This window comes from Demequina sp. TMPB413 (genome assembly GCF_020447105.2).
GTDB lineage: Bacteria > Actinomycetota > Actinomycetes > Actinomycetales > Demequinaceae > Demequina.
In genome coordinates this window covers 1,283,166-1,304,933 of the sequence record NZ_CP096184.1, presented here as the reverse complement: position 1 = coordinate 1,304,933, position 21,768 = coordinate 1,283,166, and the positions used below count along the sequence as shown (strand labels likewise).

Sequence of the window (21,768 nt, the reverse complement as noted above, 5' to 3'; positions counted from 1 at the left end):
TTCACGCCACAAAGCGGCGAAATCCGATACGGATTGAGCCACTTGTGCCCCGTAGCCGCGAAATCCGGTACGGATTGAGCCACTTGTGCCACGAAGCGGCGAAATCCGGTACGGATTGAGCCACTTGTGAGGGGTCAGCAGGCGGGCGGGTTGGCTTCCCAGCCAGCGGGGTCCTTGATCAGCCTGTCGAGCCACACCACGGGCCACGCGATGGCCGTCTGGAATTCGTCGCCCGCGTAGACAACGGCCACCACTTTGCCGTCAGGGTTGAAGACCGCGGAGCCGGAGCTGCCAGGCTGGACGGGTCCGCGCAGCGACCACACGAGTTCCCCGGTGTCGCCCACCTCGTCGAGCCCTGTGCCCAGGTAGTGGCCTTCCTCGACGGTGAGGAGGGAGCCAGAGGGGTACCCGATGATGGTGAGAGGGTCGAGGAACGTCGCGCCGCTGATCTCGTACTCGGCGGTCTCGGTGAAGACGCTGTCGAGCGTCAGCAGGCCAAGGTCCGCCACGGGCGCCACCTGCGATGAGATCACCGGGTAGTCGCGCCCGTCATACGTGGTGACCTCGATGCGCGTGCCGCCTTCGATGACGTGCCGGTTGGTGACCACCTGGTTGTCGGCGAGGATCCAGCCGGAGCCCGTCGCCCAGCCCTCGCACGTTTCGACGCGGATGCGGACGGCGAGGTGTTGCTCGGTGGAGAACCCGTCCGATGCCGCCGCCGAGGGGTCGATCGTGGGGGAGACGACGTCGGGGATGAAGTTGGCATCGAGCGCTGGCGGCGGTGCGGGAATCACGCCGCACGCGGTCAGGGCGAACGCGGTGCCGAGCCCCACGACCGCCCGTCCAGGTCGAGTCACTGGCCGATCTCTTCCTTGAACGTGGCGAAGCCTGAGGTGACTTCATTGCAGTAGGCGGTGACCTCGCGCTCCACCTGCGCGTTGGACTTGCCTTGGAAGATCAGACCAGGGTCCGTCAGCACGTCGATGACCTCTTGCCTGGAGTCGGCGCAACTGAGTGCGGCGTCCACGTACCCGATCAGCACGGATTCCCGGTCCTTCGCTTGCGCCTCCTCGTTCGCGAGGTCGCTGATGCGTGCGGTCGCGTTCTCGAGCTCCACGCGTGCGGTGTCCATCCTGGCCTCCGCGTCGGCCTGTGCGGCGCGCGCGTCGGCGACGGATTGTCCGAGGTCCTCCGAGATCGCGGTGAGTTCGTCTACCCTGTCGCTCCATTGCTGCGAGACCACCACCAGGTAGGCGCTCAGGCCCACGAGGGCGAGCACGCCAAGGCCCGCGGTGCTCCACCCGAGCCATCGCAGGAGACGACGCTTGCGGCGGGGCGGGTTGGGAGCGTCGCCGACGGGTGGGGTCGCCAGTGGGAAGGCGTCGCCGACGGGCGGGGTTGGGTACGCCACGGAAGCAGCAGGGCCGACGGGCGGGAGGGCCACGGAAGCAGCAGGGCCGACGGGCGGCGCACCAAGCGGCTCGGGGCGAGCCTCTGGCTCAAAGGGGGGTGTGGGCGCACTTGCGCCAGGCTGTTCCGACATGACTCTCCCTCAGGCTCGCGGGTCGGACATTACCTCAGGCGTGGCCGATGCGGAATGCTTCGGGGCCCGGGTGCGGGAAACATCACAAGAGGCTAGGAGTTGTCGCAGGACTGTTGCTGAGGTACCAGGAGTTGCTCCTCGTCGAGCAGGGTGCGGAGCATCGACACCGGCACCATGAAGGACTGCTCCGCCTCGTTCTTGGCGTAGATCACTCCCACCACCTCGCCGCGCTCGTTCAGAACGGGTGAACCGGAGGAGCCTGGCTGCACGGGCGCGGTGGTGGCGAGCACCTGGCCGAGCGCCGTTCCAAGCGGGTCTGCTGTGGATCCGAGCACCACGCCGGAGACGGTGGTGAGCTTGCCGCCGTTGGGGTAGCCGACCACGGTGATGGCGTCTCCCTCGATCGGGTCCTCTTGAGCGAGGACGGCGCCTGCGCTCATGGCTTCTTCGGTGGTGATGACCGCGAGGTCCGCGACGGCCGCCACTGATGCGGCCGTGACCGAGATGGTGCGGCCATCGTAGGTGGTGACCTCCAACTTGCGCGTGTTCTCGACGACGTGGCGGTTGGTCACCAGGGTGTGAGCGTCGTAGGCGAAGCCGGTGCCGGTCTGGAGGTCCCTGCAGGTGACGTTGCGGACGCGTACGGTCATGCGCTGGGCTGCGCTGAAGCCGTCGGGCGCGAGGTTTCCTGGCTTTTCGACGTCTTCGACTGACACGGAGGGGACGTAGTCGGACGGCAGCGGGCTGGGGGCGTCGGGAATGGCCGCGCACCCTGCCAGCACCACCGCCGCGGCGCAGGCCGCAGCTATCGCAACACGCGAGGTCATTGCGCGAGGACCGTTTGCAAGTCCACGTTCGCCGAGGTGGCCGCCGTGCACACCTTGTCCACGCCCGTCTCGAATGCCTCGACCTCTGCTGGGTCGTAGTTGTCGGGCTCTTTGAGGTAGCCGATCAGCTGTTCCTTGTACTCGACGCACTTGTTGAGCGAGTTGGCAACGGCCGACGCTGTGGTGAGGACTCCGGTCAGGTCGGTGATCTGGCGTGCGTAGAACTCGGCGTTGTCGTCCCGCTGGGCAACGTCGTCGGCGAGCTCGAGGATGCGTTGCTGCACGGTGCGAAGCTGCTCGGAGACGGTGTCCACCTGGCCTTGGAGCTCGATCACCTGGGTTTGTTCGTCGGCGAGGCGTTGGCCGAGGTCGTAGTTCTGGGCCTTGATGTCTTCGACCTGGGTTTCCCACTGGTTGGCCACGTCGGACAGGTGGTAGATGAGGTAGCCGGCAACACCCAGCAGAATGACCAGGAGCGATGTGACGGCGATCCACAGGCGCTGGCGCCTGACGGGGATCCGATCGATGGGCGCGGTGCCGTCAGTGACAGGCGTGAGGACGGTGGTCTCCTCGTTCGCTGCTGTGCGCGCGGGCTTGTTCGCGCTGCGTGGCGGGGTACTGCTCATCTAGTCACTGCTCCGGTATATTTCTCGCCGGGCCCCTCACCAGGTGCGTCGGGCACCGCGGACGCCTCTCGAAAGGCTAACTGTACGCTCCTTAGGCCGTCTCTGAGGGCGCGCGCGTGCGTGTTTCCTAGGTCCGGCGCCGCTCCGGTGACCAAGGCGGCGAGCGCGTTGATCAGCATGCGGGCCTCTGACAGGTCCTGAAACTCTTCGCCTTCTTCTGCAAGTCCACAGCGCACGGCGGCGGCAGACATGAGGTGGACGCTCACCGTCGTGATCAGTTCCACGGCCGAGACGTCGGCAATATCGCGAGCGGCGGCAAGGGGGTCGCCGACGCTGGGCGGGGTGGTCGAGGAATCAGGACTGGGCGTGGGGGAGGTCATGGTGCTATTCTTGTACGTCGACCGGCCGTGGGTGTTCCACGGCTCGCAAGTGGAGGTCACCTCCCACCCTCAGGGCCACAGCAGTGGGCCAGGGTTTGGTCTAGATGAGCGCTCGCGTTTGTCTCGTCCTTGGTGGCCCCTGCTCGCGTTCTGGCAGGGGCCTTTTTCTTTGCCAGAAACCCATTGACGTCAACGAAGGAGCGATTATCAACGAGCCCCGCATCAACGAACGCATCCGAGTCCCCGAGGTCCGACTGGTAGGCCCCCAGGGCGAGCAGGTAGGCATCGTCAGGATTGAGGATGCCATGCGGCTTGCTCAGGAGTCAGACCTCGACCTGGTCGAGGTGGCTCCTAATTCGCGTCCGCCCGTCGTGAAGCTTATGGACTACGGCAAGTTCAAGTATGAAGCGGCGGTGAAGGCGCGCGAGGCGCGTCGTAACCAAGCCAACACCGAGATCAAAGAGATGCGGTTCCGTCTCAAAATCGACGAGCATGACTACGAGACCAAGAAGGGCCACGTTGTTCGCTTCCTCAAGGGCGGCGACAAGGTCAAGGTCACCATCATGTTCCGTGGTCGCGAGCAGTCCCGTCCCGAGATGGGTAGGCGCCTCCTGCTGAAGCTGGCAGACGAGGTCGCGGAATTCGCTGTGGTCGAGAACCTTCCTAGCCAAGAGGGACGCAACATGTCGCTCGTGCTTGGTCCGCTGAAGAAGAAGGCGGAAGCCAAGGAAGAGCAGCGCAAGGCACGCGAGGCCAAGAAGAAGGCTGACGACGCCGAGCGTGCGGAGCGCGAGTCGGTGAAGGAAGCCGACGCTCCCGCGGAGGTTAAGGCTCCCGCCAAGGCCGAGGCTCCCGCAAAGGAGTCGGAGGCCGTGACCGAGGCAGAGGTTCAGACCGACGCTGCGACCGAGGCTGAAGCACCGGCTGCGGCAGACGCAGAAGCGGAAGCACCGGCAGCAGCCGAAGCCCCCGCGAAGGCGAAGGCCCCAGCAAAGCCGAAGGCTCCTGCGAAGGCCAAGGCACCAGCAAAGCCAAAGGCGCCCGCTAGCAAAGAGGCTCCAGCCGAGGCGTAAACCTCGCATCAGATGTCCGGGTCACCGTGCCCGGGGAATGTGTGTCGCGCTCACCAGCGCGGCCAGACGCTCAAGTGAAGGAGGGCAAACGTGCCCAAGAACAAGACCCACTCGGGTGCCAAGAAGCGATTCAAGCTGACCGGCACCGGCAAGGTGAAGCACGCTTCGGCAATGAACGTGCACAAGTTTGAAGAGAAGACGTCAGCGCGCAAGCGTCGCGTCTCGCTCGACGGCATCCTGCCGGGCGCCGACGCCAAGAAGATCAAGAAGCTGCTGGGCAAGTAGCCCCCTAAGACACCAAGGAGTACCCCATGGCACGCGTCAAGCGGGCTGTTAACGCCCAGAAGAAGCGCCGCACTACCCTCGAGCGCGCATCCGGTTACCGGGGCCAGCGCTCACGCCTTTACCGCAAGGCAAAGGAGCAGGTCACCCACTCGCTCATGTACTCGTACCGGGACCGTCGTGCCCGCAAGGGCGAGTTCCGCAAGCTGTGGATCCAGCGCATCAACGCTGCGGCCCGCGCGAACGGCATGACGTACAACCGTCTGATCCAGGGCCTCAAGGCCGCTGAGGTTGAGGTTGACCGTCGCATGCTCGCCGAGCTCGCCGTGAGCGACGAGGCTGCGTTCGCGCAGCTGGTCGACATCGCCAAGAAGGCGCTGCCGGCCGACGTCAACGCTCCCGCAGCGTAAGGCGATACCAGGCATGACAGAACGCCCCGTCGGGCGCCTCCTCTCAGCGACACTCGCGAATCCGCGGGCCGATCGTGTCAAGCAGGTGGCAGCCCTGGCGGGGCGTTCTGCACGCCGGCGTGCAGGCCAGGTGCTCGTGGAGGGGCCCCAGGCGGTGCGCGAACTCGTGGCGCACCGTGCCGCACACGTGAGGGACGTGTACGTCCTTGAGGACGCGCTCGCCACTCGCGGACCGCTCGCGGCGATCGCCGACGCCGCCCTCGACGCTGGCCTCTACGTGCACCCTGTCACCTCCGACGTCGCGCACGCCTTGTCGCCCGACGCCCAGGGCATTGTCGCCGTGGCCTCGTCGAGCGTCGTGCTGGCCGAATTCCCCGCCACTGCGCGGCTCGTCGCGATCTTGTCCCAAGTGCGCGATCCAGGCAATGCCGGTGCCGCCATTCGGGTTGCCGACGCGGCAGGCGCCGACGCCGTCGTGCTTGCCGGCGACAGCGTCGACCCGACCAACCCCAAGGTGGTGAGGGCCACTGCAGGCAGCCTCTTCCACCTTCCCGTGGTGCGGGCCGAGTCCCTCGCCGCAGCCATCAGCCTGACGCGTGAGGCAGGCTTGGCCGTCTTGGCCGCCGATGTCTCTGGTGAGAGCGAGTTGGGTTCGCCCGGCGCGCCCGACCTTGGCGGACCGACAGCGTGGGTGTTCGGTAACGAGGCGTGGGGGCTCAGCGCCGACGAGTTGTCCCTGGCAGATCACGTGGTGAGAATCCCCATCTTTGGGCTGGCTGAAAGCCTCAACCTCGGCACGGCCGCAGCGGTGTGTTTGTACGCGTCGGCGTGGGGGTCTCGACGCGGAGCGTAAGCCCGTGGACCTTGTCACATTCCGTGGAAAACTCACCCAGGACCCCCCACAATGGGGGGCATGCGCAGGGCGGCGTGGAAGCGCAGGCTATCTCAGCCCGCCACGCGACTCGCAACAGTGGCAGGGCTTGTTGTCGCGCTCGTCGTCGGCCAGTTTGTGCTGCTCATTGCGGGTAGCGCCGCGGCAGATCGGGGAGCGAGCCATGCGGCACGCGACTCGATCGAGTATCTGGCGGACATCTCCCAGGAGCGCGTCGTCAACGCCATGAGGAGCGTCGGCCATGCGGTCGGGGACACGGCGCGCTATGTGCGCGTCTCCCAGCCAGACACCGAGGAACTGCTCGCGATGTTGAGCGCCGAACTCGACAACATCGTCGCTGCCGACGCACTGTCGGTGACGTACGCCAACGGCAACTTCGTCGAGTTGAGGCGGTCGGAGGGCCGGTACGGCGAGTATGTGAGCTACGTCGTGACCTACGGCGACGGCACGGTGGCGACGCGGACCACGTCCGTGTACGACGAGAACCACAAGATCATCTCCTCGGGGGCATCTCTCCTCACCTTCGGCCCGACGCGCACGGAGACCTACCTGGCCGCCGTCACATCGGCGCAGTTGGCGTGGACGGGCCCCGTCTTCGACCCCGTCTCCGACGCCGACGTGGTGCGGGCGTCGCTAGCGCTGCGCGACCCTGAAGGCACGGTCGGGGCCGTGGTCTCGGCGGATCTCGCCCTCGCTCCCTTGCGCGTCTCGCTGTCCACGCTTCCTGCCGGCGCCGACGGAGCCATCGCGGTGACGTCTGGCGACGGAACGATCGTGGCTTCTCGCGGGTCGGGTTCTGCGGCCGCCGACGTTTCGCCGGAGGGCGCCGACGCCATGGGCCTCGAACGCGGCTTCGCCACCGTGTATCGCGACATGAGCGAATACGGCGTCGACTGGGTGGTGGAGGTGCGCGCGTCCGCGGAGGGACTCAACGAGGGCTACGGCCGTTTGCGGGACACCCTAGACGGGGTCATGGGAGGGCTGATGATCCTCACGGTCGCGCTGGGCTATTTGTTGGCGCGCTTGTGGAGCCCGATGATCGCGATGCGCAACGGGGCCGAGCGCGACGCCCTCACGGGGCTGTACAACAGGCGACACGTGGACGCCGCGGCGGAATCGATGCTGAGGTTCGCTGACCGGACCGAGTCGGGCGCGGCGTTTGTCATGTTGGACCTCGATGACTTCAAGAGCGTCAATGACGATTTGGGGCATGGCGAGGGGGATCGCGCTCTGCAGACCGTCGGCGCGCGAGTGCTGCAGGAGATTCGTGCGGGGGACCTGGCCGCACGCTGGGGTGGCGACGAGTTTCTGCTGGTGCTGTTGCTAGCACAAGACGACGAGGCTGAGCAGATGGTGGAGCGCATCCGCACGGCAGTATCGGAAGCGCTCGCGGACGTGTTCCCGGGGCGGCCGGACCTGGGCGTCACGGCCGGCTACGCGACTACCGACATGGTGGGGGACGACGTCGGCGTGCTCATCGCGTCGGCCGACAGGGCGCTGGTGCGCGGCAAGGCCGTGGCGAAGGGCTATACCTACGCGCTCACGACGTCCCCGATATGAGCGTGAGCGCTGGCGCGCGGCGGCACTGGTAGCCTCAACGCCGTGACGGACACTCCCAGCAACCGTGTGGTGCTCAACCTCCCTGGCGCCAAGCCGAAGGTCGAGGTTGACGGCGCGCTCGGCATCGTCGCCAAGGTGCTCATCAACGGGCAGCGGGCCAGGCCCGAGCGTGGCGGGTGGCGAATTCCGCTGCGTAAAGGTGGCGACGGCTGGCTGGCCCTGAGGGGCTACCTGCCCGGTTTCCAGCGCTTCGAGTGGCAAGGCGAAGAGGTCTACAAGCTGGGCGGCCACGTGGGCCTGCCGGAGCGCATCGTGCTGTTCGCGCCGTTCGTGCTCTTCGTGTTTGCGTGGTTCATGGTGCCCGTGTCGCTCGTGCTGTTCTTCACGGGAATTCCTGTGGCCAAGAACCCCAAGATGCCGCGCGCGCTGCGCATCGCGCTGCCGATCGTGAACACGGTGGCGGCGTTCATCGCCCTGCTGGCCGTCATCGCGCTGTTGTCGAACAACACGTAGCGGCTACCATGGTGCCTGTGAGCACGGCCCGCTACTTTCTGTAGGCCCGGCGAGGACCGCCGGGCCTGATCCCGCGCGCCGCAGCCCCGAGTGCGTCCGCTCCGTGTGAGCCGTGACCGCCCCGCCCCGCGCCGTCGATAGACTTCTGGCCGAGCCTACCCATCGAGGGGTTTTCCCATGTCTGATCTTCATCCGCTCGACGCCGCTGGCGTTGAGGCGGCCGTCGCCGCTGCCATCAGCGCGTTCGACGCCGCAACCACCCTGGACGAGCTCAAGGAGGCGCGCCTGGCCCACACGGGCGACAAGGCCGCGCTGACGCTCGCCAACAGGGGCATCGGCGCCCTGGACGGGCCCGACAAGGTCGCGGCGGGCAAGCTGCTGGGCGGGGCACGCGCGTCGATTGGCCGGGCACTGGCCGCCCGCACCGAGGTGCTGGAGGCGGAGCGCGACGCGCGCGTGCTGGTCGAGGAGGCCGTGGACGTCACGCTTCCCGTGCTGCGCGCGCCCCTGGGCGCCAGGCACCCCCTGGAGACGCTCCAGGACACCATGTGCGACATCTTCGTGGCGATGGGCTGGGAGGTGGCAGAGGGGCCTGAGGTCGAGGCCGAGTGGTTCAACTTTGACGCCCTCAACTTCGACCCGGATCACCCGGCGCGGGCCATGCAGGACACGTTCTTTGTGGCTCCGCGCGACGGCGGCGAGGCTGGATCCGAAGCGGCAGACGACTCGTCAGGCATCGTGCTGCGCACCCACACCTCGCCGGTGCAGGTGCGCGCCGCGTTGGAGCGCAAGGACGCCCTGGTGAACGAGGGCCGCGGCATCTACGTGATCTGTCCAGGCAAGACGTTCCGCACGGACGAGCTGGACGCCACGCACACGCCCGTGTTCCACCAGATCGAGGGCCTGGCCGTGGATAAGGGGCTCACCATGGCCAACCTCAAGGGCACGCTCGACCACTTGGCGCGCGCCCTCTTTGGGCCCGACGCCGTGACGCGCCTGCGCCCGTCGTACTTCCCGTTCACGGAGCCGAGTGCGGAGATGGACCTGCGCTGCTTCATTTGCAACGGCGGCGACACCTCGTGCCGCACGTGCAGGGGCACCGGCTGGATCGAGTGGGGAGGCTGCGGCATGACGCACCCGAACGTGCTGCGCGCCGCCGGGATCGACCCCGACGAGTACACCGCCTTCGCCTTTGGCATGGGCATCGAGCGGACGCTGATGTTCCGCCACGGGGTCAAGGACATGCGCGACATGGTCGAGGGCGATGTGCGCTTCTCGCAGCAGTTCGGAATGGAGGTCTGAGTCATGCCCAAGATTCCGCTGAATTGGCTGGCCGAGTACGTCGACCTTGTTGACCCCGCACCCGAGGCGGTTGCCGCCGCCCTGGTGAAGGTGGGGCTCGAGGAGGAGGGCATTCACGGCGGCGCCGTGACCGGTCCGCTGGTGGTGGGCCGCGTGCTGTCGCTCGTCAAGGAGGAGCAGTCCAACGGCAAGACCATCAACTACTGCCGCGTGGACGTCGGCGAGCACAACGATCCTGCGGGTCCCGGCCACAAGCCCGACCACGGCACGGACTGGCCCGCATCCCGCGGCATCGTCTGTGGCGCCCACAACTTTGTCGAGGGCGACTACGTGGTGTGCATCCTCCCTGGTGGCGTGCTGCCAGGCCCGTTCCCCATCGGCGGGCGCAAGACGTACGGCCACTGGTCCGACGGCATGATCTGTTCCGCCAAGGAGCTGGGCCTGGGGGAGGACCACGCGGGGATCATCGTGCTCGCGTCGCCTTCTGGTGCCTCCGAGGACTTGGGGTACGACGCCGACGCCCTGGCGCCAGGGCAGGACGCCATCGCGTTGCTGGGGCTGGATGAGAAGACCATCGAGGTCACTATCACGCCCGATCGCGGCTATTGCTTCTCCATCAGGGGGATTGCGCGCGAGTACTCGCACTCGACGGGTGCCGCGTTCCGCGATCCTGCCGCCCTTGAGGTCACCGGTACGGGACTTGACCCGGCCGACTCGGCCTTCGCGGCGTCGTCCGCCTACCCCGTCTCGATTGAGGACGAGGCGCCCATTCGCGGCACGGCGGGCTGCGACCGCTTCGCGGCGCGCGTGCTGCGCGGCTTCAACCCCGGCGCGCCCAGCCCCGCGTGGATGAAGCGCCGCCTGGAGCAGTCGGGAATGCGCTCCATCTCGCTCGCGGTGGACGTCACCAACTACGTGATGCTGGAACTGGGCCACCCCCTGCACGCCTACGACCTCGCCACGCTGCACGCGCCGATCGTGGTGCGTAGGGCGTCGGCCGGTGAAACTCTGGTGACTCTTGACGACGTCACGCGCGAGCTATCGCCGGAAGACCTGCTGGTGTGCGACTCGCTGGGCGGGCACGGCGCGCGGCCGGTGGGCATGGGCGGCGTGATGGGTGGGCTGGAGACGGAGATCTCCGCGACCACCACCGATGTGCTGCTGGAGGCGGCGCACTGGGACCCCATCACGATCGCGCGCACGGCGCGGCGTCACAAGCTGGGCTCGGAGGCGTCGCGGCGCTACGAGCGAGGCGTGGACACGGCGCTCGCGCCCGTGGCAATCGAGCGCGCGCTGGGGCTCATGAAGGAGTTCGGCGGGGGCGAGATCGAGGACGTCTACACGGACGTGGTGGACGTGCCAGAGCGCACTGCCATCACCATGGACGTGGACTTCCCGTCGCGCATTGTGGGCATGGACTTCCCAGCCAGCGAGGTGGTGGAGTCCCTGCGCGCCGTCGGCTGTGCTGTGCTTGAAGCCGGCGCTGAACTCACCGTGACGCCGCCCACGTGGCGCCCTGACCTTGACGCGCCCGTGACCCTTGCCGAGGAGGTGGCGCGGCTGCGGGGCTACGCCGAGATGCCGTCGGTGCTGCCGGTCGCCCCGCCTGGGCGCGGCCTGACGCACAGCCAGAAGGTGCGCCGCTCGGTGGCAAGGTCGCTCGCCGACGCTGGGCTCACCGAGGTGCTGACGTACCCGTTCATGGCGCCCGAGCGGCTGGACGAGTGCCTGGTGCCTGCCGACGACAAGCGGCGCAAGCTGGTGCGGCTGGCGAATCCGTTGGCGGGGGAGAAGCCGGTGCTGCGCCCGCGCGTGCTGTTCACGCTGTTTGACGCCGTGCGCGTCAACCTGGGGCGCGGCGCGCAGGATGTGGCCGTGTTCGAGGTGGGCCGCGGGTACCTGGACACCGGGACTGGCGTGGCGGGGTTGCCTGCCGTCGATGGCTCTGTCACTGACGTCGAGCTCAAGGAACTGGACGCCGCGCTGCCGGAGCAGCTGCGGATGGTCGCTGGTGTGCTGTGTGGTTCGCGTGTGCCTGCCGGTTGGAACCAACCTGCGGCGGCGTGGGAGTGGTCCGACGCTCTGGCGCTGGTGGAGACGGTCGCGGCTGCTGCAGGGGTGTCCCTGACGCGCAGTGCCGACTCTTATGCGCCGTGGCACCCCGGCCGTGCGGCTGTGTTTGCTTTGCCGGACGGCACGCCGTGCGCGCACGCGGGCGAGCTGCACCCCAAGGTTTGCGAGACGCTGGGCCTGCCGGCCAGGTCGGTCGCGTTCCAGGTGCTGCTGGACCCCATCATCGCGTTCACCGAGGGTCAGATTGTGGCCGCGGAGGCCGTGTCAGGCCAGGTGCTGGCGAAGGAGGACTTCGCGTTCGTGGTGCCGGATGCCGTGACGGCTGGTGCGCTGGTTGCCGTGGTGCGTTCTGCTGGGGGCGACCTGGTGGAGGACGTGCGGGTGTTCGACGTGTACGCGGGCGCCCAGGTGGGCGAGGGCCTGAAGTCGGTCGCCGTGAACGTGCGAATGCGGGCGGCCGATCACACTCTGACGACCGAGGAAGTGCTGTCGGTACGAGAATCCGTGATCGCGGTGGCGGAAAGTGAGCTCGGGGCGGTGCTGCGATAGCGGTCACTACTGTTCCCCGGGCTCAATCCACGACTCCGGGACCTGGATTCGGGCGTCTAGGTGGAGGTGCTCTCGGAGTAGGTAGAGCAGTTGTGATCCGTCGATCAACTCCAGCGGTTTGCCCGATGCGAACTCATACGAGCCCTTGCCGTAGTGCGACGTCGTGACCAGTATCCCCTTGGTTGCGCCTTCATTGTGGGTCGCGCCATATAGGTCGCGGACGGCGGAGACTCCGACGATTTTTGCGTAGCGCTTGGCCTGGATCACGATCTTGCCGCCGAGCACTGGGCGGTGGTCGTATGCAACGCAGTCGACGCCGCCATCACGGGATGCGCGAGTGAGGTGGGTGTCGAGTCCCATGGAGCCGAAGAGGTTTTCGATGAGTTGCTCGAACTCGGTGGGATTGAGTTCCAAGAGGTTCGTGCGGCTGTCCAGGGATTCAATCAAGCGGTGCCCGTCGATGAATCTCTTGTCAGTCTTGTCGAAGTCCACCAGTGGCTTGACGGGACGCTTCTCGCCGGGGGCCCTTGAAACTGTGGCGCCAATCGCTCTGATGCAGGAGATCGCATCGAGGCGTTCGAGGCGCCATGTCGAGACTTCCTTGCTTTCAACGACGACGCTCAGTAGACACACACGATGGTCGTGGCCATTCTTGGGATCAACGCTGTCCACCCATAGATTCAGCACTATCTCACTATCGGCATGGTGTTCCGCGAGCTGCGCGAGAGCTACTACGGCCAGTGATGCGATGCCTGAGGCATAGGCGGAGTTGAGGGCTTGAACGCTGGGGGCCTTGACGGATGCGTCGGAACTTACACCTGCGGCCGCGCTCCTCACTTCCTCGATCGACGGAATGGTGATTGCCACCTTGACTACGGCGGTCTCAGTTTCGTTCTCAACGCGATCGAGTCGGAACGGTGTGTCCAAAGACGCGACTGGTGCGGGACTGCCGGTTGTGGGGCTCCTCGTCATCTGAGCCATCGCAAACCGCGCGTGGGCCTCATCTAGGTGCGCGATCGCGTTGAGCGCCGCTGCAAACTGATCGCAGAGTTCATGAAGGTCCCGGATGTCGCCTCTTGCAGTATCAAGAGCCTTCTTGCAGGATCGGACTCGTACGCCAGCACCGCGATAGATCTCGTCTTGCGCCATCAGGAAACGAACCATCCGAGCTGAGTCGCTGATCAAGTGCTTGCGGCGGATCGACGGAATGGCATTTCCGGAAGACCCTTGAGTCACATCGGAAAGCGAGTCAGCGGCGGATGCGAGACGCGATGCGCCGGAGTCGATCACCTCCTGAACGTTCACGCCCCAGAGGATGGCTCCCAGCGCACTTGAGTCAGTGAAGTACTTGCGGGCACGACTGTTGTTCAGGGCGTCAACGAGGGGCTCCACACGAGTCAGCGCCTTCTTGTATTCCTCCGCGACAGCGGCGAACTCGGAAGCCAAATCTTGGACGGTTTCGCGGCTCTCGTCGACCGTCGACCAATACAAAACTTGGCTATCTTGGGCGTGAGCGCGCACGCGCGCAGCGAGTACAGAGAGACCAACTGCCGCGACCTTGCGCTCGAGCAATGTCTTGACGACGACTGGCGACTGGTCGAACTTGGATGCCAGACCCCGTGTCGCCGAGGTCACCGTTGACGTCCCACGCACGATCCGCATGGCGCGGTTAGCAACCTCGTTCTCGAAGGCGCTTGGTAGGGCCACTTGGTTCTCAGGAGTATCTTCCATGCAGGCCTCTAGCCGACGCTTGATCTGCCCTAGGTCCGCCTGGCACAAGTCGGCGAGTAGTACCAGATCAGCGTCGGAGGCGCTGATCGCGATTGGACCACTTGGAAACACTTCCTTCAGCGTCACCGGGTCGTGAAATCCCTTGCGAAGGCCCTCGGCCAAAGACTCGACGACCGCGAATGCGAGCAGGTGCCGGGCTTGCGCCAACACATCTGTGAAGGGGCTCTCGGTTCCCTTTGTTTTCATGAGCCTATTCTTAGCAGGCGCCGCTGACGCGACATGATCAACACAAACCCCGTCCGGGAAAAGCGGGGGGCTTCCGCTGACGAGTGCCAAGCGAAGAAGTCCGATCATTGACGCTACTGCCGCAGCGCTGCCCGGAGCGTGATTCGGCCGCGCTGTCCGCGTCGGGGGTCGAGTCCCGCGTCGGCCATTGTCACCCGTGCCCGATAGGTTGAGAAGACGATGAACGAGCAGAGCGATAGCACCGAGGCCAACGACGGGCTTCCAGAAGCCCCGCCGACTCCTCTGCCTGCCGGATGGTACGCGGACCCGCAGAACCGGACCGGGGCTGCGCTCCGGTATTGGGGCGGCTCCGAGTGGACTGAGAAGACAGCTGCGACATCTCTGAAACCAACTCCAAGTAGGCCACCGGGAATGCGCAGATCCCTTGTGTTGTGGATCGCTGGAATCGCCGTCGCTGTCGCTGCGGCCACATCCGGCTTGGGGATATGGAATCTCTCGGTTGCCCAGAAGTTCCAGGACAGGACGACGGTGGTCAACAACCAGACCGGCACCCTCCAGGAGGAAACCGATGAGCTCGATGCCAGCTAAGCGTTGGTCAGCGGCCCGGGCGTCTATGGTGATCGGCTCGGCCGTCTTGTTGGCGCTTGGGGCGGGAGCGTTCGCTGCGTGGGCCTTCGTCTACTCGGGCGACTCAGAGGCTTCCTACGCTTCCGCGAAAGAGGGCCTAGCGCAGGCACAAGAAGCGCGAGACGGGGCGCAGGCGGGTTACGACGACCGTGTCAAAGCCGAGCGTGAGGCAGCAGATGCTCGCGCTCGTGAGGAACGGAAGAGAGAGGTAGAACGCGAAGCACAGGCCTGGCAGGACTCATACTTCGCCGACGAGGGCTTCGAAAACGTTGGAAACAATGTCTACTTTCGCTGGCTTGAGTCGAGCGAATACTCGTGTGGCAACTGGGATTGCGCTGGCTTTTCTGTGGTCGCCGCAGATGGCTGCCCGAGCGGCATCTACCTCGAAGCAGCAATCATGTCGGGCAGCACCCAAGTCGGATGGACCAACGACTCCTTCGCGGGGCTCGCGCCGGGAGGTACCGCTGCTGGCGTATTTGAGATGGTGACCGCGTCAGGCGACTCTTTCTCCCTTACTGAGGCCAACTGCTACTGAACCGAGCGACACCCCTCGGATGAGGCAACCCGAACGATCTCGCCGACCTCAACTGTCAAAGCGTCGCATAATCTGTCTGGCACTCGACACCGCCTTCCGGGCAGTTATGCCCCTGCAAGTGTGGTGATCGGCAGGCCAGTGGTCGGCCGTCGGGAGGATGCTGGTCCCGACCCTTGAGCGTGGCTCAAAGTGCCCCTGACGTCCGCGACCGCGGGGTGTCTTATCTGTGGCGTGCCCGTTCAAGCGTCGGGTCAGCGCCGACCCGATCGCCGCGATGGCTTGATCAGAAGCTTGCCTAGCCCCAGGACTGTGGCTCATTGCAGGGCCGCCTCGCAGTGGCTCCTAGAGCGACGCGAACGGGCCGAGTCTGTGTTGATCACCGTGGTTGCGGATTGTTACCTCGCCGGGGTGTCGACCGATCGCACGGAGGAGTTGGTCAAGACCCTCGGGATCGACCGCCTAGCGAAGTCCCAGGTGTCCCGCATGGCTGAAGAGCTTGCTGAGCACGTCGCCGCGTCCCGTCACCGACCGCTCGGCGAGGCTGGTCAGTTCACGCTCGTCGCCGCCGACGCGCTGGCGATGAACGTCCGCGAAGCAAGACGCGTCGTCATCAACGCTGTCGTGCTCGTCGCGACGGGCGTGAACGGTGATGGGCATCGCGAAGTGACCGGCCTCCAGGTCGCCTCCAGTGAAACCAAGAGTGCCCGGAACATGTTTCTAGCGGACCTGGTGGCCCGCGGCCTGCCCGGTGTTCGCCTCGTCACCAGCGACGCTGACGCCGGTCTGGTCGAGGCGATCGCAGCGAACCTGCCAGGAGCTGCCTGGCAACGCTGCCGCACCCACTACGCAGCGAACCTGATGTCCATTACACCGAGAGCGATGTGGCCAGCCGTCAAGGCTCTATGCTCCACTCCGTCTACGACCAACCCGACGGGCCGTCAGTGCGCGCCCAGTTCGACCGCCTCCTGGACGATGTGGCCGAACGGCTGCCCGCCGTCGCCGAGCACCTCGAGACCGCCTGCGACGACCTCCTTGCCTTCGCCGGACTCGCCAAGGACGTCTGGTCCCAGATTTGGTCCACAACCCGCTGAGCGACTGAAGAAAGTGATCCGACGTTGCACCGACGCCTTCGGGATCTTCCCCAACAGGGATGCCATCATCCGTCTCGTCGGAGCAGTCCTCGCCGAGCAATCAGACGAATGGGCAGAGACCAAACGCTGCCTCGGACTCGAAGTCCTCGCCCGCTGCAGGCTCACCCCAGTCCACGGCATCAACCCCGAGGAGGTGTGGCCAAAATCGCACAGATTGGCCCGGTTGTTGTCACTAGGGGCTGGTGCAGGAACTGGTGACAGTTCGGTTTAGGCCGCGAGGGCCAGTGGTGTGTTCATGATGGTCTCGTACTCGATGGGGGTCAAGCGTCCGAGCCGGTCTTGGCGGCGGCGCCGGTGGTAGGTCCGTTCGATCCAGGTCACGATCGCGATGCGGAGCTCTTGGCGGGTGTCCCACCGTTGCCTGTTCAGCACGTTCTTTTGGAGCAGGCTGAAGAACGATTCCATTGCGGCGTTATCCCCGGCAGCGCCGACGCGACCCATGGATCCGACCATGTGGTGACGGTTCAGTGCGTGGCCCATCTTCCGGGACCTGAATTGGGATCCACGGTCGGCATGCAGGACGCATCCGGTGACGTCGCCGCGGGAAGCGACGGCGTTGTTCAGGGCGCTCACGGCCAACTGGGCTGGCATGCGGTCACCGATCGAGTAGCCCACGATGCGGTTGGAATACAGGTCTTTGACCGCGCAAAGGTAGAGCTTGCCTTCACCCGTTTGGTGTTCCGTGATGTCCGTGAGCCACACCTGGTTCGGGCGGTCGGCCCTGAAGATGCGCCTCACGAAGTCGTCGAACACGGGCGGGCCGGCCTTGGTGGCCTTGCCCCGTTTGCGTCGCTGTGTGGCCGACACCAGGCCCGCCTGAGCGGACAGTGACCACGCGGTTCTGCGCGCCATCGGCCACCCCGCGACCTCGGCCTCGTCGCCAAGGAACCGGTAACCAAACTCAGGGTCCTCGCGGTGAGCATCAACGAGCGCATTCATCCGATGCGCCTGCACCCACTCCAGCGCTGTCACCGGGTCACTGAGCCACCGGTAGTACGGTTGACGTGCGATCTTGAGCACCCGGCACGTCACCGTGACGGGCACGCCGTCCACGGCCAACTCGCGGACGAGCGGGTAGATCATTTTGGGTGGCCACCGAGCCTGAGGTTGGCCTGCGACAAGTACGCTGCCGCACGACGCAACACCTCATTCTCTTGCTCGAGAAGCCGGTTCCGCCGACGCAGCTCCCGCACCTCTTGCGCCTGCTCACGGGTCACCCCTGGCTTCTCACCGTCTTCGACATCGGCTTGACGCAACCAGTTCGACAACGTCGCATGAGAGATCCCGAAGTCCTCGGCGATCTGTTTCTGCGGCGCCTCACGGCGCCGCGCGACCGCGACCACGTCACGGCGAAACTCCTCAGGAAAAGCTCTAGACATGACAACATCCTTCCACCAGGACCCGCCCGGATCCCAGAAGTCAGTTGTCACCAATCACTGCACCAGCCCCCTATGCTTCACCAGAGAGAATGAACCGTCCCCGGTTTGATGCCGCTTCCTTTCGAGTCTGGAAGGAAGATAGACACCATGCCCAAGAGGATCCCAGAGGACACCAAGCAGCGTGCTGTGCGGTTGGTCCTTGACCACCTCGATGAGTATCCGAATCTCACCGTCGCATGTCAGAGCGTCGCTGGTCGGCTCGGCTTCGGTGCTGAGTCGTTGCGTCGTTGGGTGCGCCAAGCGCAGGTCGATGCCGGCGAGCGTCACGGTGTCAGCTCAAGCGAGTCGGAACGCATTCGTGCGCTCCAGCGAGAGAACCGTGAACTCCGTGAGGCCAACGCGATTCTCAAGGACGCTGCGGTTTTCTTCGCCGGGGAACTCGACCCCCGACGCCGTTGATTGTCGCGTTCATCGATGAGCAGCGGGCCAAGGGTCGTGCGGTCGGGTCGATCTGTGCCGTCCTGCGTGAGCAGGGCGTACAGGTTGCCGCACGAACATATCGGGCCATGAAAAGCCGTGACGCGTCGCTGCGTGATCGCGGCGACGCGGTCGTGATCGACATGCTGCTCGAACTCACGGGGACTCCGGAGGGGATGTATGGGCGGCGCAAGATGGTCTCGCATCTGCGTCGCAACGGGCTCGACGTCGGCGCCCGGCAAGTCGACAGGCTGATGCGTGAACTGGGCATGAACGGTCGGACCCGCGGTCGTGGGATCCGCACCACCGTGCCCGACAAGAACGCCACCCGTGCTCCGGATCTGCTGGATCGTGACTTCACCGCCCCTGCACCAAACCGGCGGTGGGTCGCGGACTTCACCTATGTCAGGACCTGGGCCGGCTTCGCCTACGTGTCGTTCGTCATCGACTGCTACTCGCGCGCCATCGTCGGCTGGCACGCATCAATGACGAAGACCACGCCGCTGGTAACGACCGCGCTACGGATGGGACTATGGCGACGCAACCATGCCGACCACCCCGTCGGCGACGGCCTCGTGCACCATTCGGACGCAGGCAGCCAGTTCACCTCCGTGGCGTTCGCCGAAACCCTCGCGCTCGAGGGCGTCGCAGCATCGATCGGTTCTATCGGGGACGCGTATGACAATGCCCTGGCGGAGTCCACCATCGGGCTGTTCAAGAACGAAGCAATCCGTGACGACTCGCCGTTTCGGGATGGCCCACTGAAGCGTCTCGAGGACGTCGAGTGGGTCACGATGGCCTGGGTCGATTGGTACAACCAACACCGCCTGCACTCCCGCCTCGGAGACACCCCGCCAGACGAGTTCGAGGCCGCCTACTACGCTGACATCACCACGCCAACACCACCGGTGCTGGCACCCGCATAGAAGCGGCAAGAAACCGGAGACGGTTCAGAAAGGCGCGCCATGGGATTGTTGACGTTGGACGAGCTTGAGTCGCTGTTTGCTCAAGAGGGATCTCTTGTCGGGTCTTGCTGGTACGACTACGACCCGGTCATGCCCGGGGCACTCGTTGCTCACAGACAGGTTTTTCTCGACGAAGTCGCGACGCTACTCGTCGACCAAGACGCGTCCGAGATCGAATCACTGATTGCGGAGTACGACCGCGCTGTTGAGGGCAATCGGGCCGTCTTTGGTCAAGGAGCAAGCACGGAGCAGCTTGACACGCATCTCGTCCAGGCACGCATCCGCGAGGCGACAGCCGACGTCGCCGACACGACCGACGCTGCTGACGATAGGTGGTTCCAGCCCTCGTTGGCGGTACGCAGATTCGTCGACCGTGTCAGCGATGGCGGGGCAGCGGCAACAACAGAAGACGAACTCAAGTGCCTCTATGCGGACATCGGTCGGCTAGGGGTGCCGCTCGCGCCGTCGGGTTTCCCGACAGAACTGCCTGAAAGAATATTGCGGTCCATCGACGACTTGACTCACTCCCTCTCTGTCCTCTTGCACTCCAATACCGCATTCGACGTTCGTCTCTCCCAATTCCGACCGTTGTGGAGCATTGACCTCGCTGCCGCGTGCGGTGAGCGCCTGCGACAGAGCGCAACAGTCACTCAGCCCAAGTACCTTGCAGCGAAGGCTCTGGGTGCACCGCTGCCGGATGGGCTAGCAGAGCGCGCGGTCGAGATAGAAAGGCGGGCGACGGTCCAGGCTCACGCAACTCATCGTGCTGCTGCGGCGATAGCGATCCTGATCGACCCGATCGTGGAAGCTGCCAACACCCTCGTGGACGACGCGAACCAGGAGATTGCTGAAGCCGAAGCACAAGAGGCTGCCGAGAGACGACAGTTGCGAGCGGAGGTGGGCTTTCCACATCCCGGCGTACACGCGTATGGGGTATCTCCCCGAGGCGCGGAACTCTGGGTACGGGACTTCCTGCGGCATCTTGGGGCAGTTGAGGCCGAGGCGACCCAGCAAACCGATGACGGTGGCGTAGACGTGGTGTGCGATGACTTCTTGGTGTCAGTGAAGCACTACGCCCATTTCGTACCCGTGGAGGAAGTCCGAGAGATCTTCGCGGTTGCTGCGGTGGACGGGAAGGCCGCGGTGTTGTGGACCTCTGGAACCCTCACCGCTGCGGGCTCGGAGTTCGCCGACGTGGCTCCGGTGGCCGTCGTGCAGTACAACGTCGAAACGGGCCAAGTAGTCGGTCTGAATGTCGCTGGGACCCAGCATCTGGAGGCGGTCAGGGGCGAGGGCCAGGCACGCTGTTAGTCAAAGACCCGTGCCGAACCACTACGGGTCTGGCGCGCTACCCGACGTTGTGACGAGTGGGGGGCTGATGCATGAACTGGTCAGTTCGGGTTTGGGCCGCGAGCGCCATTGGTGTGTTCACGATGGCCTCGTACTCAATGGGGGTCAAGCGTCTGAGTCGGTAGTGGCGTTGAATACGGTCGTGTCCTTATGATCAAGGCTGGCTACAGTCGTAGCTGGATCAATGACGTGATCTACATGGGCGACGTCGTCAATCGAGCGGCGCACTTGGCGCATGAGGCAGGCCGGAATTGGACTCCGCCGAGTTTCGTCGACGGCGTCTCCGGCCAGAACCTGAAGGACGACAACACGCGCCTCCTGACGCAGCGCAATGCCACGGGTCTGGATGCGGTCTACCAGGGCGACGTCGCGCGTACTGACATGAACGACTGGGTCGAAGCGTTGACCTAAGGCGAGGCGTTCAGCGAGCAATCGCGGGACGAGCCGCTGGATCGCCAATCACTCCGCCTCGATCGCAAGGTAGCCCTGCGCGAGATCGTGGACGAGTTGTTCTCTCACGTAGGTCACTGCATGGAGCAGGTCGTTGAAGTGGTACACAACTGCCTGGAGCGCGGTCTCCATGCCGACGTTCTTGACACGCGCAAGCCTGTCGTCATCTTCGTGGAGTGCGACGCCGTAGATGTAGTCCATCGCGATGACGTCGCTTCCGAGTAACTTGCCTGGGCCGAACCCATTGTCCATCTCCAGGCGACCCGCGTGGAAGATGGGCCCCGACGCACCGATACGACCTCCGGTCACGACGGACGCGACTAGGTCCTTCAGCGGTTGGCGAGCCCCCCGCTGTTCGTCTGTGAGCAGTGTTCGCAACGCGTCGACGACGCCGGGCAGGTAGCAGTCCTCTCTCTCCGCGAAGAATACTCGGCATTCGACGATAGTGGAGTCCACCATGCGCTTGTCCAGGACCATCGACTCGATCCCGGTGAGCTTCCAGTTGTCGCCGTCAGTAGCGGTCCACGTGAGCTCGGCTAATGGAATATCTCCGTCCTCATGCCGGAGGGCGACGATTGGCTGGCCGAGTTCCGACCCAGAGCGGGCAAGAAACTTGCGAAGTCTTCGTCTCGAGCGGTTGGCAACTTCCGGAGGCAGTGTCACAGCGGCATTCTTCCATCAGCCGTCTCCTGCGGAGTTTCGCGGGCCGTCTCGCGCATGTACTGACTGTCGTCGTAGGCGTTGGGTGGTCCGCCATCTTGACTTCCGGTGCCGTGCCCACCGTCTGCGAGCGTCGCTTGCACCCAAGATCGCCACGAAGTTGGCCG

Annotated in this window: 20 protein-coding genes and 3 pseudogenes; 15 read left to right on the top strand and 8 right to left on the bottom strand. The window is 65.2% G+C overall.

Annotation, left to right across the window (positions count from 1 at the left end):
• Positions 1 to 134 precede the first annotated feature (134 nt).
• The 5 genes from LGT36_RS06340 to LGT36_RS06320 form a co-directional block, all read right to left on the bottom strand.
• Positions 135 to 857: a serine protease gene (locus LGT36_RS06340; RefSeq protein ID WP_226097572.1), complete on the bottom strand. Its 723-nt coding sequence runs from the start codon at positions 855 to 857 to the stop codon at positions 135 to 137.
• Complete coding sequence (locus LGT36_RS06335) at positions 854 to 1,543, bottom strand: hypothetical protein (RefSeq protein ID WP_226097571.1); 690 nt, start codon at positions 1,541 to 1,543, stop codon at positions 854 to 856. The genes LGT36_RS06340 and LGT36_RS06335 overlap by 4 nt, the downstream gene beginning before the upstream one ends.
• A gap of 92 nt (positions 1,544 to 1,635) precedes the next feature.
• Complete coding sequence (locus tag LGT36_RS06330) at positions 1,636 to 2,370, bottom strand: serine protease (protein ID WP_226097570.1); 735 nt, start codon at positions 2,368 to 2,370, stop codon at positions 1,636 to 1,638.
• Entirely contained in the window at positions 2,367 to 2,996 is a 630-nt protein-coding gene (locus tag LGT36_RS06325) for a hypothetical protein (protein ID WP_226097569.1), read from the bottom strand. The genes LGT36_RS06330 and LGT36_RS06325 overlap by 4 nt, the downstream gene beginning before the upstream one ends.
• Positions 2,993 to 3,376: a DUF1844 domain-containing protein gene (locus tag LGT36_RS06320; RefSeq protein WP_226097568.1), complete on the bottom strand. Its 384-nt coding sequence runs from the start codon at positions 3,374 to 3,376 to the stop codon at positions 2,993 to 2,995. The genes LGT36_RS06325 and LGT36_RS06320 overlap by 4 nt, the downstream gene beginning before the upstream one ends.
• 104 nt (positions 3,377 to 3,480) lie before the next feature.
• Here LGT36_RS06320 and infC point away from each other — a divergent pair, with 104 nt between their 5' ends.
• From infC to pheT, 8 genes are all read left to right on the top strand, one after another.
• The gene (infC, locus tag LGT36_RS06315) at positions 3,481 to 4,449 is read left to right on the top strand and encodes a translation initiation factor IF-3 (protein ID WP_226097567.1); all 969 of its coding nucleotides are present in this window, start codon (positions 3,481 to 3,483) and stop codon (positions 4,447 to 4,449) included.
• A 90-nt stretch (positions 4,450 to 4,539) separates the two neighbouring features.
• On the top strand, positions 4,540 to 4,734 hold the full coding sequence (rpmI, locus tag LGT36_RS06310; RefSeq protein ID WP_226097566.1) for a 50S ribosomal protein L35: 195 nt from the start codon (positions 4,540 to 4,542) through the stop codon (positions 4,732 to 4,734).
• Between the two features lie 26 nt (positions 4,735 to 4,760).
• Positions 4,761 to 5,141 carry a 50S ribosomal protein L20 gene (gene rplT / locus LGT36_RS06305; protein ID WP_226097565.1) on the top strand — a complete coding sequence of 127 codons (381 nt, stop codon included), beginning with the start codon at positions 4,761 to 4,763 and terminating at the stop codon, positions 5,139 to 5,141.
• Positions 5,142 to 5,154: 13 nt separating this feature from the next.
• Positions 5,155 to 5,994 (top strand): RNA methyltransferase, encoded by an 840-nt coding sequence (locus LGT36_RS06300; RefSeq protein ID WP_226097564.1) that lies wholly within the window; start codon positions 5,155 to 5,157, stop codon positions 5,992 to 5,994.
• Positions 5,995 to 6,054: 60 nt separating this feature from the next.
• A complete protein-coding gene (locus LGT36_RS06295) occupies positions 6,055 to 7,593 on the top strand; it encodes a diguanylate cyclase domain-containing protein (protein WP_226097563.1) in 1,539 nt (512 codons plus the stop codon).
• Positions 7,594 to 7,635: 42 nt separating this feature from the next.
• The gene (locus LGT36_RS06290) at positions 7,636 to 8,106 is read left to right on the top strand and encodes a hypothetical protein (RefSeq protein WP_226097561.1); all 471 of its coding nucleotides are present in this window, start codon (positions 7,636 to 7,638) and stop codon (positions 8,104 to 8,106) included.
• Positions 8,107 to 8,283: 177 nt separating this feature from the next.
• On the top strand, positions 8,284 to 9,408 hold the full coding sequence (gene pheS, locus LGT36_RS06285) for a phenylalanine--tRNA ligase subunit alpha (RefSeq protein WP_226097560.1): 1,125 nt from the start codon (positions 8,284 to 8,286) through the stop codon (positions 9,406 to 9,408).
• Positions 9,409 to 9,411: 3 nt separating this feature from the next.
• A complete protein-coding gene (gene pheT, locus LGT36_RS06280; protein WP_226097559.1) occupies positions 9,412 to 12,030 on the top strand; it encodes a phenylalanine--tRNA ligase subunit beta in 2,619 nt (872 codons plus the stop codon).
• 6 nt (positions 12,031 to 12,036) lie between these two features.
• Here pheT and LGT36_RS06275 read toward each other — a convergent pair whose 3' ends face one another.
• Positions 12,037 to 14,007, bottom strand: coding sequence for a restriction endonuclease (locus LGT36_RS06275; RefSeq protein WP_226097558.1), 1,971 nt, complete (start codon positions 14,005 to 14,007; stop codon positions 12,037 to 12,039).
• A gap of 219 nt (positions 14,008 to 14,226) precedes the next feature.
• Here LGT36_RS06275 and LGT36_RS14210 point away from each other — a divergent pair.
• The 4 genes and pseudogenes from LGT36_RS14210 to LGT36_RS06260 all read left to right on the top strand — a co-directional run.
• Positions 14,227 to 14,373 (top strand): annotated as a pseudogene (locus tag LGT36_RS14210) (DUF2510 domain-containing protein); the annotation flags it as partial.
• A gap of 45 nt (positions 14,374 to 14,418) precedes the next feature.
• Complete coding sequence (locus LGT36_RS06270; protein ID WP_226097603.1) at positions 14,419 to 14,595, top strand: hypothetical protein; 177 nt, start codon at positions 14,419 to 14,421, stop codon at positions 14,593 to 14,595.
• Positions 14,576 to 15,169 (top strand): hypothetical protein, encoded by a 594-nt coding sequence (locus LGT36_RS06265; protein ID WP_226097557.1) that lies wholly within the window; start codon positions 14,576 to 14,578, stop codon positions 15,167 to 15,169. The genes LGT36_RS06270 and LGT36_RS06265 overlap by 20 nt, the downstream gene beginning before the upstream one ends.
• A gap of 333 nt (positions 15,170 to 15,502) precedes the next feature.
• Positions 15,503 to 16,531, top strand: a pseudogene (locus tag LGT36_RS06260) (IS256 family transposase); the annotation flags it as partial.
• Here LGT36_RS06260 and LGT36_RS06255 read toward each other — a convergent pair.
• Positions 16,528 to 17,699 (bottom strand): annotated as a pseudogene (locus LGT36_RS06255) (IS3 family transposase). The pseudogenes LGT36_RS06260 and LGT36_RS06255 sit on opposite strands and share 4 nt — an antisense overlap.
• Before the next feature lie 147 nt (positions 17,700 to 17,846).
• Between LGT36_RS06255 and LGT36_RS06250 the strand changes: the two are divergent.
• The 3 genes from LGT36_RS06250 to LGT36_RS06240 all read left to right on the top strand — a co-directional run bounded on the left by LGT36_RS06250 (position 17,847) and on the right by LGT36_RS06240 (position 20,902).
• A protein-coding gene (locus LGT36_RS06250) for an IS3 family transposase (protein ID WP_248642184.1) occupies positions 17,847 to 19,102 on the top strand; the annotation gives its coding sequence in 2 pieces (ribosomal slippage) (positions 17,847 to 18,117 and positions 18,117 to 19,102; 1,257 coding nt in all).
• Between the two features lie 39 nt (positions 19,103 to 19,141).
• Complete coding sequence (locus LGT36_RS06245; protein WP_226095400.1) at positions 19,142 to 20,452, top strand: restriction endonuclease; 1,311 nt, start codon at positions 19,142 to 19,144, stop codon at positions 20,450 to 20,452.
• Between the two features lie 189 nt (positions 20,453 to 20,641).
• Positions 20,642 to 20,902: a hypothetical protein gene (locus LGT36_RS06240; protein WP_226095401.1), complete on the top strand. Its 261-nt coding sequence runs from the start codon at positions 20,642 to 20,644 to the stop codon at positions 20,900 to 20,902.
• A 48-nt stretch (positions 20,903 to 20,950) separates the two neighbouring features.
• On the opposite strand, the gene LGT36_RS06235 is transcribed toward LGT36_RS06240, so the two are convergent.
• A complete protein-coding gene (locus LGT36_RS06235) occupies positions 20,951 to 21,604 on the bottom strand; it encodes a hypothetical protein (protein WP_226095402.1) in 654 nt (217 codons plus the stop codon).
• Positions 21,605 to 21,768 lie beyond the last annotated feature (164 nt).